This is a genomic window from Acinetobacter legionensis (assembly GCF_057165765.1).
On sequence record NZ_CM169896.1, the window covers coordinates 467,979 to 484,240 of the forward strand.

Consider the following 16,262-nt stretch of genomic DNA (forward strand, 5'->3'; position numbering starts at 1 on the left):
GTGCTTAAGTATTGAAATAATCCTTAACAAAAAAATGAAAAGGCGTATAATGCGTCCCATCAAGACGTCGCGCTCATAGCTCAGCTGGATAGAGCACTTGGCTACGAACTAAGGGGTCGGGAGTTCGAATCTCTCTGAGCGCACCAACTTGATAAAATATTAAAAAAACCGCTTTATTGCGGTTTTTTTGTGCCTAAATGATGGCACAATGAGCAAGATAATAAAAATAAGGCCAATCATTCATGCATAAATATCTCTCATTCTTTATCGTGTTGGTCATCAGTCAAATGATTGGATGTACCGCCATTCTGTGGAATAACAGTGATTCTGGTAGGTTGGCGACGGGTAAAGTGGTTTCAACCCATGCAAATCGAGTAATTGTAGATCAGGATCAAATTGTCGGTTTTGCCTATTTAAAAGAAAATGCTTCCTCAAAAAATAGCCATGATATAAACAATGTAGATATCTCCTTAATCGTGGTTGGGCAAAAATATGCGTATATGATTGATATTGGAAATAAGGAAATTTTAGAAACCATTCGATCTGATTTAGACGCCAAGTATTGGCGAATCAAACCAGTCCGTCCGAGTGACAATTATTTTAGCTTGTCTTTAATGCCGGAAAGCGATGATCAAAAAAATCCACAAGCAGCTCAATTTAGCAGTGATATTGAACTGTATTATGCAAAAAAGAATTTAACTGGACAGGAAGAAAATAAGTTATCTCGACTTGGACTGAGTCAGTACGAGTATGGTCAGGAAAACTCTGAATTTTATCAAAGAAAAATTGGATTGGTTGGGCGTGTTGCGGGCTTAAACGCTGAAATTAAAAATATGAAATTTCAAAACTTTAGTCAAAATTATACGATTGAAATGTATACACAAGGAAAAACCAAATACTCACTACATTCTAAAACATTGTTGCAGAAAATCGCCTTAACCCCAGTCACTTTAGTCGGTGATCTGGTCGCAATCCCGTTATATTTCCTATTTAATATTGGTACAACAATTAAACATCTGGCTGATTAATTGAGTTTTAAAAGTTCAATCAGCACTACTTTACTTTTTGAGCAAAAATTGCATTTGCACCCAGTGCCGGTAACATTTCATGGTAGGGTAAACTGCGTGCTGCTTTGAGTAGGAATGGTGCTTTTTCATCAATTTTGATGGTGGTGGTCATTTTGAGTAAGGTGTTATTGCCTTGGGGTAAAAATTGAATTTGACCTTTGAGATAACGTAGATCACCGCCATTGGCATAGAAATTATTTTCGGTGGCTTTGGGATAGCTAAAATGCATTTTAAAATCAAAAGGAATACTAATAACCCCCAATCCGACACTGACTTTAAAGTCTGCATCTTGTCCTTGTGTGTTGATCGCTGTGGTTTTAATGCTTTTGATTTGTTTTGGAAAAATTTCTTTATAGGATAAGGGTTGTGTCCAACGTTGTAATTGTTGCGGGGTGGCATTTAAGTATTGATAGCTTGTGGTAAAGCGTAAAACCTCTCGACCATGGGTATAAGGTACAGTGACAGGATTAAGTACAATACTGACGGGCTGTTGCGCGTTGGCACTGACCTGTACAATTTTATTGATTTGAGCTGTATTTAATTGTGGGCTAGGCAGTTGCCCTTCAGTTAATCCAGTCACTTTTTTAGCCGTATATTTATTTTTGAGTGCTTCTAAAACAAAGGCACTCGAACCATTTGGAATTGCCAGTTTTACTTCAGGAAATGCATTTAAAATTTTCTTAAACAGGAAACCTTGCGGTTGGTTTAAATCGCCCCATTGTGTCAGGGTCACTAAAGTTTTGTTGTTAGTTAAATTGAACCATTCAAATTTCCCTAATGCATAAGGAATTGGACCATCAATCACCATGGTTGAAATACTATTTTGTCCAATTTGGTGTTGCATCACCACATCTTCATTAAAATTTAACACAGGTATCGGTGTCGGGATGGATATACGATATTTTAATTGACTGATCGCTCCTGCCGTTTCGATGACTTTTACTGATTTTAAAGTAAGGAATAACCCAACATATTGGGTGTAATGGCTTAAGGTTTTAGCCACTTCTTGGCTACTTACAGGCACAACAATGGCTGCTGTTGAAAATTTAGCGATAGATTGAGGCTGTTTGCTGAATGTCGGTAGCGACGTCTTGGTCGCTGGATGGGCATAAATTAAAATATTGTCTTGTGCAATTGCTGCGATTTGCTGAGCATTATTGTCAAATGGCTTTAACGCGCTGGGAATATTATCGGTCCAAGTGACCAATTTCGCGAAACTGATTTGACTGATACCGATTAAGAGCACGAGACCGATATTTAAATAAAAAGCTTTCATCTCAATTCCTTTTGTACCTTGATAAGCGGCAATCTTTTGTTTTTATAAAAACCATTTGTATGAAAGACCCTAAAAGGATTCACTTTTAAAAAATAGAGGTGTTCTGTAAAACAAGATGAAAATCCGCATCTCGCTGGAAAAATCTAGTGTAATATCTTGGTATCGTAAAACATTTGTATTGAAGCAACTATGTCAGACACCCAGCCTGCATTATCTGCACGTTATTATCTTAATTTAGAAGAATCTCAAGATGGTTTTAAACTGGCAACTTTTGGTAAAAAGCAAATTAGCCAATTTCTCACGCCTTTGGTCAGCATCGGAATCATGGTTTGGGGGATTTACCTCGGTTTAGAGGGTGTGGGTAAATATTATGTTTGCTTAGGTGCTTTTTTCTTAATTCTGCAAATGCTGATGCGGTATTGGTTTTTACCGATGATGTTTAAACGCCAATTCGTTAAATATCAATTTGGTAAAAGCGAACAAGGTATTGAATTATTTCAAGACTATATGGAATTATTCAGTAGTGGCCGTCCAAAACAAGTTCATCATTATTCAGATGTAGATAAATTTGCCGAAGGCAAGCTTACCTATATGATCGAATTAAAAAATCGTACTGTGGTGATTGTGCCTAAACGAGCATTTGCTACACTCGCAGATCAAACGATTTTTATCAATACTTTTAAAAAGTAATTTGGAATTATAAAGTTTTTAACGCTGAGCAATAAGAAGGGAACAATATGAGTACACGTCCATCTAAAATTGTATGTGTCGGTCGTAGTTATGCAGCGCATGCAGCAGAATTAGGTAACGCAATTCCAGATCGTCCAGTCTTATTTATCAAGCCGCCCAGTAGTTTGATTTCATTGCAAGACGGTATCTCTTGGAATGAGGCGTGGGGGAATTGCCACCATGAGTGTGAACTGACGTTACGTATCGATAAGCCACTTAAGGGTGAAACCAATTTAGATAAAGTATTGGATGCGATTGGTGCGGTGACTTTAGGCTTAGATTTAACTTTACGTGATCTCCAAGATGACTTAAAGGGCAAAGGCCAGCCTTGGGAGCGTTCAAAAGCTTTTGATGGCTCATGTGTACTGGCAGATTGGGTCAGTGTGGATGAAATTAAAGATTGGTCGGCTGTTACATTTGAATTTGCAGTCAATGATGAAGTTCGACAAAAAGGCGATACGGCTTTATTGATTTTTGATATTGCTTACTTACTCGCAGACATCTGCCAAGTATTCTCTTTAGAACCAGGGGATGTGGTGATGACAGGGACACCTGCAGGTGTTGCAGCATTGGCTTCTGGTGATCAGTTGAGTATGACTTTACATGGTCAAAGCCAAGATTTTGTTTGGAAAACTTTTGTAAAATAATCACTTAAAATTCAAGCAACCCAGTGTTTATTTATAATCAATACGCATTGGGTTTTTATTTTCTAGAGCTTATAAAACAACAATTCATCGCTAACTATTAGGATATATCTCGCTTTATTTATCAGTTGAAATTTATACCACTGCTATTTTTTAGCTGTTGTTTGAATAGTATTAAAATCGCCAATTGGCTCATCATAATAAAATTACCCATGGATGACTTTGGTAAATTACTACATAACCCAAAGTTAAAGGCAGCCCATGCATTTTTAGATCGGCGTATAGATTGGTCGGGAAGATTATTGATTATCTGTATTTAGATCACTCCACTTCATCTACTCAAAATTTAAAAAGTTGATTTAGCGATGTAATAATTTTCTAAACTGATCTGGGGTACGCATCATCCAACGTTTAAACATATTGATAAAAGCAGAAGCATTGGCATAACCTAAATCCAGTGCAATGCTTTCAACCGTTTTTCCCTCATTGAGCATAGACATCGCTTTCATGACTTTAAGGCGTTGTCGCCATTCATTGAGTGACATTGCCAACTCTTTTTGACTCAGTCTTGCCAAGGTACGTTCAGTCATATTAATCCGTTGGGCTAAAGCCTCTAGCGTACTGTGATCAGCAGGGTGGGCATGTAAAAAATCCAAAACTTGTTTTAAGGCAGCATGATTGGTATGGGGTAAATAACTACCGATTAACTCAGCATGTTGTAATTGATCAAGTAATACCTGTAATAGCCGCAAATATTCAGGCTCAGATGCTTGCATTGGGTGCTGTTTGATGTGCTGTAAAATTGCTGAAACCAAGGGTGAGGTTAAAAGAATTCCTGCTTGTTGGGGTAAGGCTCTACATAAGGACTGATGAACATACAAAGTTGCATGGGAAACAGGAGTCCGATTTAAACCACTGTGTTGCGTATTTGGTGGTAACCAAACTCCATATGGAGGGGGGGTAATATAATTAATTTGACCAATATTGACTTCCATTACCCCATTAAAGGCATAAATAAATTCGCCCCAAGCATGCCCATGTTTAGGATAAACAGACAGTGCGGGATCATGTCGAAAAATAAGCCATAATGGTGCAATAATCTCATCATTGGTACTGAGTTGAGTCAGTATATTTTTCTCGCTTGTTTTTGTTATTGTCATGCAAAGATTGCCTGAATAAAAAAGATCTGTTGTCCACTTTGAATTATATCCTATAAAAAAGACAGGTTCATACCATTGTGGTGTCTTTTATCCGCTTTATGCAGTGGATTTGGCTATTGCGAAATTATAATGATTCATCAAAAAGTTATATAACTTCCCATTTCCAATGGGCATTGCTTGGAAAGGGAAGTTGTTTATCTATCTTGATTAAAATTACTTATCATCCAAAATGGTTGAAAGCGGAATCGATAATTTGGCTGCCAAATATTCATCGGATTCGATTAAGGTTGGACCGATATGTTTCATCCAAACATCATCATCATGTACATGTTCAACATCATGACGACGAGGGAGGGTATAAGGTAATGATGTATAGAATGACCAGAAATCAATTTCATCTAAATTTCTGACCAGCACATATTCATTATTGTCAGTACATTTAACCAAATTCTGTTTTTCTAGAAGTTGGATATAAACTGGCCAGCGTCCAATTTCACCGCGACCTAAAATATTGAGTGCTTCTGCATCAGTTACCACTTCGCCCGTTTTTTGTTTTTTATAAAATAATTCTAGAATATCGAGCATCATCAACACAGGATGGCGGGTCTGGATTTTACCTGTATGAAATGCAGTAAGGGCATAGCTGATTTCCACACCCAATAAGACGATATTCCACGATAAAAAGATCCATAATAGGAAAATTGGTACAGCAGCAAAAGCACCATAGACAAGGGTATAGCTGGTGAAATTTGCCATAACAAAACCAAATAGGTTTTTAAGTAGCTCAAATGCAATCGCACCGAAAAGACCTGCAATCGCAGCCGCTCGAACAGGAATACTGCGATTTGGAATGGTCCAATATAGAATGAAAAAGCCTAAAGTAGTTAGTGCAAACGAAATGACCCCGAGTAACGCTGTACCATCAACTTCATAACCAGCAAAGTTATTACTTAAGACATTCATAGAGGCCAATGTTGATGAAATGACAAAGGCACTTCCCAATAAAATCGGACCTAAAGAAATAATGGTCCAATAACGCATAAAGCCAATGATGCCATTACGCGTTTCTTGAACACGCCAAATCCGATTAAAAACCGTTTCGATACTGGTAAGCATCAGTACTGTGGTAATGAATAAAAACAACACACCAATAACAGTTAAATTACTTGAATTCTCAGTAAAGACATTAAAAGCCTTATCGAAAGCAATGCTGGTTTTCGGTAAGAAATTACTGTAAATCATCTGCTGGAGTTGTTGTCTAGCAGGCTCTAAGGCTTTGATTGATGAGATAATAACCAAGAAAACAGTCAACATTGGAACAACAGCAAATAATGTCGTATAAGTGAGTGAACCCGCCTGTTCACGACAACGATCTGCTTCAAAACGACCAATTACAAAAAGAATGAATTGAAACCAAGTTTTTTCATAGAAGGGTAGTTTTTTAAGTAATTCAAGCATATATATCTTTGATCTCAATTATTTTTCGGTATGTCTTACATTTTCATTGTCTAGCTTACCCAAAAAAGCAGAAAAATACCGTATAGTTTTATTTTCTTATGTTGAAATCAAGAAATCTCTATGCAAGCTTATGTTCTCGTACTCTATTACAGTAAATATGGATCTACCAAAGAGATGGCACACTTGATTGCCAACGGTGTAGAAGCGGCGGGTGTGGCAGTAAAAATTCGGACGGTGCCTAACCTTTCCACTGTTGTAAAAGAAGCAGAAGCCAGCATTCCAGAACATGGCGATATTTATTGTACATTGGATGATTTACAAAATTGTTCAGGATTAGCTTTAGGTTCACCAACACGTTTTGGCAATATGGCATCTGAAATGAAATACTTTTGGGATCAAACCACAAGTCTTTGGTTAAATGGTGCATTACACGATAAACCCGCTTGTGTATTTACCGCGTCAGGTTCAATGCATGGTGGGCAGGAAAGTACCTTGTTAACGATGCTACCGCCATTGTTTCATCATGGCATGATGATCATGGGTTTGACCAATGCCAATCCAGCCTTATCCAATACCAAATCAGGCGGTACGCCGTATGGGGTCAGTCATGTCAGTGGACCACGTCATGACCAAAACTTAAGTTCCGATGAAAAAGCTTTATGTGCAGAACAGGGCAAACGTCTAGGTGAAACGGTTAAAAAGTTAAACCCATAATTTTTGATATTTTGTGGGTAGCTGCATAAAAATTGAAAGACTTCTCTTTTATCACGCTTTTAACGGATTAGAAGAGAAGTTCTTTGGCGAGTGATATTTTGAATTTTATTATTTTAAATTAAAGCGATGGTTACATTTTTTACATTGGTAATCAAAAAAGATATTTTGGTCAACAATCACACCTGCTCGTTTACCGAAGCGATTTCCTAGAAATCCACCAGTAATTCCAACACTGATTGCACCTACGAAGGTTCCTACAGTTCCACCGACAATAACACCTAATGGACCTGCAACAGTTCCAATAGCTGCACCAATTGACGCACCAGAGGCAGCGCCGCCTACAGTTCCTGCTGCTGCACCCGCAGAAGTCAATAATACACTGCCTGCTTTGCCTAAAAGTTGTTCATGGTCACGGCGTTCTAAGTCTGTAGAGCCACACTTTGGGCACTTTACTGTTTGTTCATCAGTCATTGATTTTTACTCACTCAACAAAGTCCATTTGTCTTCATTAAGTTATGGTTAAGCTTTATATTCACGTTCACTACTGGCATTTTTGTCATGCTTATCGCTATCGTTACAATCATGTCAGGGATATGACATGATTTTGATTGTAACTGAATACCGTGATCAGTCTTTATATTTTGTGTGAATGTAATAGGTAGAATGATTGATACAAGCTTATCAGAAAATCTTGTTATTGCTTCAGCCGCATTAAGCTTTCCTGATTAACGCTACACACCAATCTACCATCTTGCCACATCCGCCCGAAATTAAGCCCTCTAGCTTGGCTAGATAGTGTTGCATTCATATCATAAAGTAGCCACTCATCTACTCTAAAATCTGTATGAAAATAAATGCTATGGTCTAAACTTGCACTACGTACATTGCCGTTAGCATAACTGACACCATGTGGTCTAAGTGAAACCGTCAGCAGGTTATAGTCAGAATAATATGCAGCAATGGCTTGGTGCATCATGAGTGTATCTTGTTGAGTAGGAATAGTTTCAAAGGTTTGAAAATATTCAGCATAATTTGTGTCTAATTTTATCGGTTTAAATGGGTTGAATGGCTGCACTGGATGGATATTGATAAAAAATTGACGCATAAATATTGCGCGTGCAGGTTCAGGAACATCCTCATAAATCATTTGTTTCAGTTGTTGTTCTGGGATCAGTTCATCTGGCGAAGGGTAGTGAGGCGGTTCAATCTGATTTTCTAAACCTGCTTCAATATTGGCAAATGAAACCATGGCTGAAAATATAATATGGCCATTTTGCCAAGCATAGACTTGGCGAGTGGCAAAACTTTTGCCATCCCTTAAATTTTCAACTTTAAACAAAATTGGAATATCTGTGCGACCACTGCGAATAAAATAAGCATGTAATGAATGTGCAGGGCGATTGGTGGTTTTTGATGCGGCAATTAATGCTTGTGCCACCAATTGCCCACCCACAAGGTGTGATCCAAATAATCGTGTGTTTTGCCCTTGAAATAGACCATCATCCAATTGTTGTACGTCGAGTAGATCAACTAATTTTTGAGTGATTGATCTCATTTATTATTTACCTGAGTGATATCTTTATTTGCACAATATAGCTGAGGGTTTGATCAAAATAAAAGGCAAAACAAAGACGCTACTGATCAAAAAGCATAAAAAAGAGCGCTTAAAGCACTCTTTTTTAATGAAAAATTTTGAAGTAAGACCAGCTTATTCTTCTACAAAGCTTACCGTACCGTTTGCCAAAGATTCAACACGTGCCAAAGATTCAACACGGTAGCCTTTATCTAATAACAATTGACGGCCTGGTTGGAAAGATTTTTCAATCACAATCCCAATACCCACAACTTCTGCGTCTGCTTGATGAATCAAGTCAGCAAGACCTAAAGCGGCTTGACCATTCGCTAAGAAATCATCAATAACCAAAGCTTTATCGTCTTTGCTAATATGTTTCTTAGAAATCGCAATGGTGCTTTCAATTTGCTTGGTAAAAGAGAATACTTTTGAACGATATAAATCATCTTTAAGGGTTAAAGACTGATATTTACGTGCAAAAATAACGGGTACACCAAGTTCCAAACCAGCCATCACAGCAGGCGCAATGCCTGATGCTTCAATTGTGATGATTTTGGTAATGCCTGCATCTTTAAAAAGACGAGCAAACTCTTGACCGATGAGCTGCATCATCACAGGGTCAATTTGGTGATTTAAGAAAGAATCGACTTTCAGAACTTGATCAGATAGAACGATACCTTCAGCTAAGATTTTCTGTTCTAGTGCGTGCACAGGGAGAATCCTCTAGAGGCAAGGTGCTTTTTAAAGCAAAGGCGTATTTTAAAAAGCACTAAAAAAAATGCAAGCTGAAATTGATCAAAAGGTGAAAAATGTCTTACTTTTTGTAACTGGTCAAGGTTAGGTTATAAGACGTTTTACCATCAACATGTGACATTTTCACGGGTAAATAGTCTAATTGAGGTGCTAACCAGAAAATTGAACTTTTTTCACCATTGTCATGGGTGAGTACAACTTTGACCGTGTTATAGGTCCCCGCAGGAGTTTTAATTGACTCAGTCCCTTGTTTAACAAAGCGACGCGCATCTAAACCTTTTGCATCTGCAATCAAATAACTTGATTTTAGACCAGCACCTTTTAAATCTTCACGTACTTGTAACTCAGCATTTAATTCATCTAAAGCACCTGCTTTCCATGGGAAAGAACGTGCCTGATCTTTTTTCTTGGTATTAATGGTTTTGTTGTTTGGATTAAAGTTAATGGTCATGGTGTCATTATGTACCAACACTTTACTGGTGCGACTAAAACTACTTGAATTAATTTGACCATTACTAAAGGTAAAACGGCTTGTTTCGCTTGCAGATGCAATTGCCGCTGCTTTTGCAGCAAATACATAAGTCCAGTTATTGCCATTTTGACTCAGTGTACGAGTCGCAGTACCTAAGTTTTTACCATTATAGGCAAACTGGTAACTTGCTTGGAACGGACTCATGGCAAGCGCATTGCTAGAAAATCCAACCAATAACACTGCAGTTGAAATACCAGTTGCTATACTTAATGTTTTAAATAACGTTTTTGCCATCATTAAATGTCCTATACATTTAAAAGTATTTTTGGATATGACACCTATTATGCGGTGTAATTAAAGATAAAATATTCACTTTATTTCTAATCCTGTGAATTTATGTATACATTTTGATTGCTGTGACTTGAAATCTATCTTACCAATTAGAGATTTAATTCTTTTGCTCAATCGGGGTTACTTCTGTTTCTAGATCATCATCTTCGTCCCAGTCTGGGTCTTTATCTTCTCTAAATTTACTAAATAAAGCTGTTAGATTCACATTGCCAATTACAACCAACTCGGTCTCACGTAGTTCAGCATGATTCACATGGACTTTATTTAGTGTATCCATAATCGAACGATTTTTCCCTAACCAGCGATTGAGATCTAAGTGAAGTAATTCATCTTTTACTGTAATGACTTCAAATTTTTCTAAGATCATGCCTAAAGGATCTTTTTTCAATACTTTTTGGTAAAAGAATAAAGCAGCGTTTACGCCCATTTTGTACCAAACATTGGGATAACTGGCTTCGATCACTTGTGTGTTACTGATTTGTTCAAAAACAATCAACTGCATATCTTTGTTGAGTTCCATTTGAACTAATTTAAGATCCACTGAAAGAACCAAATGCATACCATTAACATTGAGTGTGGCATAAAGCTTTAGCCAGTCATCATGCAGGTCAGCATGTAAATCTTCTAAAATTTTGACATTGTCTGTGACAAAACGTTTAAACGTTGCATTTAAAAATACTTGTGATACCGGAAACTCGCGTTCTTCTTCTATAAAACCTTCTGCTTTTTGGTATACTTGTCGAATACGTTTAACAATGTTAGAAAGTAGCGTCGGCATAAGTATTGTCCCAAATCTTCATCATTTTTTAAGGCGATAAACTTGTCGATTATTAAAAAAATACAAGTCTAACGATTGCAGTTTAACAAAAAACATTGCACCATTTTGAGTGTTTTAAAATTACGTTTTTACTTTTACTAAATAAGTCACAAAGTTTGTGAATAATGTAAAGTCAAACTTATTTTAATAAATTTTAAATTTGGCGATTGGGGAATTTTGTCGGATTAATGTCATGATAAAAAAATTATTTGCCAATACAGAGCATTCTGAGTATTGGTGGCAAGACTCATTATTTGTTGGAGCTGTTTCTGCAGCTGTCATTGCACATGTACTTTTTTTATCTGTTCAATTTGGAATGCCCCAAGAAAATAATACCAGCACAAAAGAAATCGCAATCAGTATTCGTCCAAGTGAAGACGAAGTTAAAGATGCAGACTTTTTAGCGCAATCAAATCAGCAGGGTTCAGGAACATTCCGTAAAGAGCATCGTATTTCAAGTGATATGCCAGCGCAAGCAGAAGATAAGAGTTCGGGTGATCAGCAACTCGAAGCTTTAGAACAAATTCAGCAAAAAAGAGAATTGAAATTCGAAGAAAAAGTATTAATGACGGTTCTTAGCTGGCAAAAGCAAGCGGAACAGAATGATCGCAAAAAGGCCATGGAAGAGTTGCAGAGCCAGATGCAAGCTAAAACGGCAATGGTGGCGAGTCTAGAAGCTCAATATTTACAGAAACAACAAAATTTTAGTAAACAACAAAAAATTAAAACCTTAGATGGTATTCAAGCCAAGCAAGATGCATCTGCTGGATATTTAGATAAATTTCGTGAAAAAGTTGAAATGTATGGAAACCGATATTACCCAGATCTTGCCAAACAGCAGCGTCTTTCGGGGGAAGTCCGTTTAATGGTCATTCTCAATAATGAAGGTGGGATTCGTGCTATACGATTGATTGAAAGCTCAGGTCATTCAATCCTCGATGAAGCGGCCAAAAACTCAGTGCGTAAAGGTGCGCCTTTTGGACGTTTTGACTCAAAAATGAAAGATATCTCTGAACTGAGGATTGTGCGTACTTGGCGTTTTGACCCAGCTGAATCTGAATTTGAAGTCCACTGATTGAATGGTGTAGAAATGAATGGTTGTGCTTATTTTTTTAGAAAGACTCATTTTAAAAACAATAAAAACTGATCTTTATATTGGTTAGTGATGATGGGTTTGATATTGCTCAACCAAAGCAATGCCTTCAGGAAACTTCATTAACAATGCTAAATCATAAGGACTTTTTGCTGTCCGATTTTTACTGTTTAAATTTGCACCATGTTCAAGTAATAATTTAACCAATTCATAATGATGTTGTGCGTTATAAATCGCAGTCCACAGTGAAATATTTCCTGAACTGTCTTGCAATGCTAAATCTGCACCGTGGTCAATGATTGCTTGGGCGATATGAATATTATTTTTATAGACAGCGATGAAGTGTAGAGCTGTCTGTCCTTTGCTATTTTGTAAGTTGACATCAATTCCAAGTTCAATCAGTTTGAGTGCGATATCATCTTGTTGGTGTTGCAAGGCGTACATCAGTAAAGATGAGCCATTAAGCTGTTGATTGATGTTATCAGGGGTGATTTTTTCTAGTAACGCCTTACATTCACCATGCAAAATAAGTTGGAATAATTCTGACATACCAAAATCCCTTTTATAATTATATTTGGCGGATTAATTTTAGTCGTTTTCTTTAATATGATCTTGTGATTTCACAAATTTCAACACTAAATTTTTTATACCATTGTTGTTTGCCAATTCGTTGGGCAGCTTGATGTTCTGCATCTTTATGCCAAGCATGGATATCTTCAAGAGTATTCCAATAAGAAAGCGCAACTTCAAAGTCATTTTCACAAAGAGACTCAAATTTTTGACAGTTAAACTGGCTTAATGCTTTCTCTCGTAAAAGTTGTGCAGTTTGAAAATACCGTTGATCAAGCGTATTGATCTGTGCCTTAAAGATAACCACGTATTTCATTTTCAGTGTTCGGCCGTTAATGTCTCTATAAAAAATAAAAATCAGAAACTGATGCGTTAAAGCAAATTGTGATCATGGGCTTGAATTGGTGGGGGAGTTGGTTTTCCTAGAGTTCCCAATAATTCAATTTCAATCATTCGCACCATCGAATCTAAAGGTAAATCATTACTTTGCGTACCAAAGGGTTCTTCTATCTCGGTACTTAAAGCATCTAGCCCTAGAAAAGTATAAGCTAAAATACCCACCAACAAAGGTGTTGCTAAGCCCAGTAATGATCCTAAGCTAAAGGGCAACATAAAGCAGAAAAAATAGACCGTACGATTCAATAAAACTGAATAAGCAAAAGGTAAAGGTGTGGTTGCAATACGGTCACAACCGGTTTGTACCAAACTTAACTCATTCACATGTTCATTTAATTGGGTATAGATAATGTCAGAAATTTCGCCTTCTTTGAGCGCTTGCATCAATTCCCATTGGATCAAACTCAGCGTGTATTGAGGCGCATTTGTTTGTTGATACAATTGTGTCAGTGCCTGTTGACTCATACCACTGGTTTCTACCAACGCATCTGGATTTGCAGTTTGATGTCTTAGGCGATCTCTTAATAAGTTTGCAAATACAATTACATGTTGGATGATCCGTTCACGGCGCCCTTGAGGAAAAATACGGCAATCACGGTCAAAGTGTCGTGCGTTGGCGATCAGCATCCCCCAAAGTTTACGGGCTTCCCACCAACGGTCATAACAGGCAGTATTTTTAAAGCCGAGAAAAATAGAGAGCACCACACCAATCAGGGTAAAGCCAACCAAGGGTAATTCTGGAAAACGATATAAATTGGTATACTCAATGCCACCGACAATTGCAGAAATGAGCATCACAAAACCAAGCGGTGGTAGCACTTTAGGTAAAATCGTACCACGCCAAGAGAGTAATATTTTAAGGGTATCGTTTTGATCGCGGACAATCATACTTTTTAAATCTATATTTTTTAGTGATCTTCACCGCTTCAAAGGTGCTTGTCAATCACATTTGTAGGGAAAGTTTGGGATTTGATGAGTCCGTGTTCAGCAAAGGAGTAGCTTTGCTCAGCAGCAATGATCATATGATCCAATAATTCTATTTCAAGTAGTTGACAGGCTTTTAATATTTCTTGAGTTAAATCGTAATCTTCGCGTGAAGGCTTGGCAAAACCTTTAGGGTGATTATGGGCAACAACGATAAAAGTCGCATGTTTTTGTATGACATATCGTAATAATTGATTGATGGAAATATTGCAGTAATTGACTGATCCATAAAATAGTTTTTTAAAACTCAATTTACGTAACTGGCTATCTAAGCAGAGTACAGCAAAGACTTCTTGAAATTCTCCAATCAATTCATAACGTAAATAATCTCGGATTAAATCAGAACGACTCAAGTCTAAACCTTGGTTCAGTTGATGTTTCAAGTAACGCCGTCCCAGTTCTTTCACTGCCATCAGTTGTGAATACTTGCTTTCGCCAATGCCATGAAATTGTTTTAAATCATCTAAAGACGAATCAAATACAGCATTTAAATGACCAAAATGTTGAATGAGCAAGCGTGCTAATTCAACAGCAGAGTGTTGTTTTGAGCCTGAGCGGAGAAAGATTGCGAGTAGTTCTGCATCAGATAAACTGTGCGCCCCTTGTAAGAGTAATCTTTCACGTGGACGTTCTTGTTTAGGCCATTGTTTGATTGACTGATTCATTATTTTTCACATTTTAAACTTATTTTAGTTCTGGTTTTTCTCCCTTGAATAACTTGGGAGATAGACTATTTAATGATATTGTGAGCGCCACTGCAACTGAAAGGTAGCTTGATAGTGAGTTTTGATCTCAGCGTATTTTCTAATAAAAATATTATCCTCGCTGTAACAGGTGGTATAGCCGCCTATAAAAGTGCAATCCTGGTACGTCGTTTAAAGGATTATGGCTTTAATGTACGCGTGGTAATGACTAAAGGTGCACAGGCATTTATTGCCCCTTTAACTTTTCAGGCGCTATCGGGAAATCCAGTTCATACTGAATTATTAGATCCTGAAGCAGAAGCGGGAATGGGGCATATTGAATTGGCACGTTGGGCTGATTTAATTTTAGTTGCACCTGCAAGTTGCGACAGCATTGCGAAATTTGCTGCAGGTTTAGCTGATGATTTACTGAGTACCTTGTATTTGGCAACCAAAGCACCAGTTTGGGTTGCACCTGCAATGAATCAACAAATGTGGGCAGCTAAGCCGACACAACGGAATCTGAATACTTTAGTTGAAGATGGCGTACATGTGATTATGCCTGAAGCGGGTTCGCAAGCGTGTGGGGATGTCGGTTTAGGGCGTATGCCTGAACCTGAAGATTTAGCAGAACAAGTTAAAAATTACTTCCATCAAGCACAACGTGCGATTGCTGAAAAGTTTGGCTTGCTTGCTGGAAAGCGTGTGGTGATTACTGCAGGGCCAACACGTGAAGCGATTGATCCTGTACGTTATATTTCCAATCACAGTACAGGGAAAATGGGCTTTGCTATTGCAGCAGCCTGTTACTCAGCAGGGGCAAAAGTGACGTTGCTGGCGGGTCCAGTCAGTTTGGATACCCCGAATGGTGTGCGTCGTATCAATGTTTCTTCTGCGATACAAATGCTTGATGAAAGCATGCAACAGCTTGAGGATGGTTGTGACGTGTTTATTGCAACCGCGGCTGTCGCTGACTATCGTGTGGCAGAAGTTTCGGAACATAAGATCAAGAAAGCTGGTGATGAGCTGAATGTTTCGTTGGTGAAAAACCCTGATATTGTGGCGACCATTGCGCAACAGTCAAAGCGCCCATTTATGGTGGGTTTTGCGGCTGAAACTCGTAATGTAGAGGAATATGCAGCAGGAAAACTCGTTGCAAAAAAACTCGATATGATTGCCTGCAATGATGTCTCGCGGGCTGATATTGGTTTTGCTTCTGATCAAAATGCGATGACCGTGTTTTTTGCAGAACAGTACCAGATGGAAAAGCGTGATTTAGAGAAAGCTTCGAAACAAGAAATTGCACAACAGTTGGTTGAAGCGATCCACGATGCTTTACACCATGAGATTGAACCAATTTAAGAGTTTTTCAGGTTATGTTTGAATATAAAAATGCAACGAATTCGTTGCATTTTTATTTGCTATTTTTTGTGCTTTTAAACTATGTTTAATCTTGGAAATGGACAATAGCCACAATGGGCTTTTTTACCCCCAACAATAGCCACAGTTTTAAGGAAGATCA

General features: G+C 37.8%; 18 protein-coding genes and 1 tRNA gene. 7 read left to right on the forward strand and 12 right to left on the reverse strand.

Annotated features, from left to right (window positions below):
- Positions 1-69 precede the first annotated feature (69 nt).
- Positions 70-146: transfer RNA gene (locus AC2G3J_RS02235), tRNA-Arg, on the forward strand.
- Between the two features lie 96 nt (positions 147-242).
- A complete protein-coding gene (locus AC2G3J_RS02240) occupies positions 243-1,028 on the forward strand; it encodes a YidX family protein (protein ID WP_483770601.1) in 786 nt (261 codons plus the stop codon).
- A 25-nt stretch (positions 1,029-1,053) separates the two neighbouring features.
- On the opposite strand, the gene AC2G3J_RS02245 is transcribed toward AC2G3J_RS02240, so the two are convergent.
- Positions 1,054-2,343, reverse strand: coding sequence for an SRPBCC family protein (locus tag AC2G3J_RS02245; RefSeq protein ID WP_483770602.1), 1,290 nt, complete (start codon positions 2,341-2,343; stop codon positions 1,054-1,056).
- Positions 2,344-2,532: 189 nt separating this feature from the next.
- Between AC2G3J_RS02245 and AC2G3J_RS02250 the strand changes: the two genes are divergently transcribed.
- Positions 2,533-3,033, forward strand: a complete 501-nt coding sequence (locus AC2G3J_RS02250; RefSeq protein ID WP_483770603.1) for a YcxB family protein — start codon at positions 2,533-2,535, stop codon at positions 3,031-3,033.
- 47 nt (positions 3,034-3,080) lie between these two features.
- A complete protein-coding gene (locus AC2G3J_RS02255; protein ID WP_004725784.1) occupies positions 3,081-3,719 on the forward strand; it encodes a fumarylacetoacetate hydrolase family protein in 639 nt (212 codons plus the stop codon).
- A gap of 356 nt (positions 3,720-4,075) precedes the next feature.
- Here the strand turns inward: AC2G3J_RS02255 and AC2G3J_RS02260 are convergent, their stop codons facing one another.
- Positions 4,076-4,876 carry an AraC family transcriptional regulator gene (locus tag AC2G3J_RS02260; protein WP_336953521.1) on the reverse strand — a complete coding sequence of 267 codons (801 nt, stop codon included), beginning with the start codon at positions 4,874-4,876 and terminating at the stop codon, positions 4,076-4,078.
- 213 nt (positions 4,877-5,089) lie between these two features.
- Positions 5,090-6,334 carry a YihY family inner membrane protein gene (locus tag AC2G3J_RS02265; RefSeq protein ID WP_336953522.1) on the reverse strand — a complete coding sequence of 415 codons (1,245 nt, stop codon included), beginning with the start codon at positions 6,332-6,334 and terminating at the stop codon, positions 5,090-5,092.
- A gap of 120 nt (positions 6,335-6,454) precedes the next feature.
- On the opposite strand from AC2G3J_RS02265, the gene wrbA reads away from it, so the two are divergent.
- Positions 6,455-7,048 carry an NAD(P)H:quinone oxidoreductase gene (gene wrbA, locus AC2G3J_RS02270; RefSeq protein WP_336953523.1) on the forward strand — a complete coding sequence of 198 codons (594 nt, stop codon included), beginning with the start codon at positions 6,455-6,457 and terminating at the stop codon, positions 7,046-7,048.
- A gap of 108 nt (positions 7,049-7,156) precedes the next feature.
- Here the strand turns inward: wrbA and AC2G3J_RS02275 are convergent, their stop codons facing one another.
- From AC2G3J_RS02275 to AC2G3J_RS02295, 5 genes are all read right to left on the reverse strand, one after another.
- A complete protein-coding gene (locus tag AC2G3J_RS02275; protein ID WP_209827964.1) occupies positions 7,157-7,519 on the reverse strand; it encodes an FmdB family zinc ribbon protein in 363 nt (120 codons plus the stop codon).
- Positions 7,520-7,742: 223 nt separating this feature from the next.
- Positions 7,743-8,603: an acyl-CoA thioesterase gene (locus AC2G3J_RS02280; RefSeq protein WP_483770604.1), complete on the reverse strand. Its 861-nt coding sequence runs from the start codon at positions 8,601-8,603 to the stop codon at positions 7,743-7,745.
- Positions 8,604-8,756: 153 nt separating this feature from the next.
- On the reverse strand, positions 8,757-9,332 hold the full coding sequence (locus AC2G3J_RS02285) for a xanthine phosphoribosyltransferase (RefSeq protein WP_336953525.1): 576 nt from the start codon (positions 9,330-9,332) through the stop codon (positions 8,757-8,759).
- Positions 9,333-9,435: 103 nt separating this feature from the next.
- Complete coding sequence (locus AC2G3J_RS02290) at positions 9,436-10,140, reverse strand: DUF3108 domain-containing protein (protein WP_336953526.1); 705 nt, start codon at positions 10,138-10,140, stop codon at positions 9,436-9,438.
- Between the two features lie 154 nt (positions 10,141-10,294).
- Complete coding sequence (locus AC2G3J_RS02295) at positions 10,295-10,975, reverse strand: hypothetical protein (protein WP_336953527.1); 681 nt, start codon at positions 10,973-10,975, stop codon at positions 10,295-10,297.
- A gap of 232 nt (positions 10,976-11,207) precedes the next feature.
- Between AC2G3J_RS02295 and AC2G3J_RS02300 the strand changes: the two genes are divergently transcribed.
- Positions 11,208-12,089, forward strand: a complete 882-nt coding sequence (locus AC2G3J_RS02300; protein WP_419327688.1) for an energy transducer TonB — start codon at positions 11,208-11,210, stop codon at positions 12,087-12,089.
- A gap of 84 nt (positions 12,090-12,173) precedes the next feature.
- Here the strand turns inward: AC2G3J_RS02300 and AC2G3J_RS02305 are convergent, their stop codons facing one another.
- From AC2G3J_RS02305 to radC, 4 genes are read right to left on the reverse strand one after another with little or no spacing between them, the layout of a single operon-like run.
- A complete protein-coding gene (locus tag AC2G3J_RS02305; protein ID WP_483770605.1) occupies positions 12,174-12,656 on the reverse strand; it encodes an ankyrin repeat domain-containing protein in 483 nt (160 codons plus the stop codon).
- Between the two features lie 52 nt (positions 12,657-12,708).
- On the reverse strand, positions 12,709-12,993 hold the full coding sequence (locus AC2G3J_RS02310; RefSeq protein ID WP_336953530.1) for an antibiotic biosynthesis monooxygenase family protein: 285 nt from the start codon (positions 12,991-12,993) through the stop codon (positions 12,709-12,711).
- Between the two features lie 56 nt (positions 12,994-13,049).
- Positions 13,050-13,961, reverse strand: a complete 912-nt coding sequence (locus AC2G3J_RS02315) for a bestrophin family protein (protein WP_004725806.1) — start codon at positions 13,959-13,961, stop codon at positions 13,050-13,052.
- 38 nt (positions 13,962-13,999) lie between these two features.
- The gene (gene radC, locus AC2G3J_RS02320; RefSeq protein ID WP_336953531.1) at positions 14,000-14,722 is read right to left on the reverse strand and encodes a RadC family protein; all 723 of its coding nucleotides are present in this window, start codon (positions 14,720-14,722) and stop codon (positions 14,000-14,002) included.
- Between the two features lie 114 nt (positions 14,723-14,836).
- On the opposite strand from radC, the gene coaBC reads away from it, so the two are divergent.
- Positions 14,837-16,102, forward strand: a complete 1,266-nt coding sequence (gene coaBC / locus AC2G3J_RS02325; RefSeq protein ID WP_483770606.1) for a bifunctional phosphopantothenoylcysteine decarboxylase/phosphopantothenate--cysteine ligase CoaBC — start codon at positions 14,837-14,839, stop codon at positions 16,100-16,102.
- The last annotated feature ends 160 nt before the right edge of the window (positions 16,103-16,262 follow it).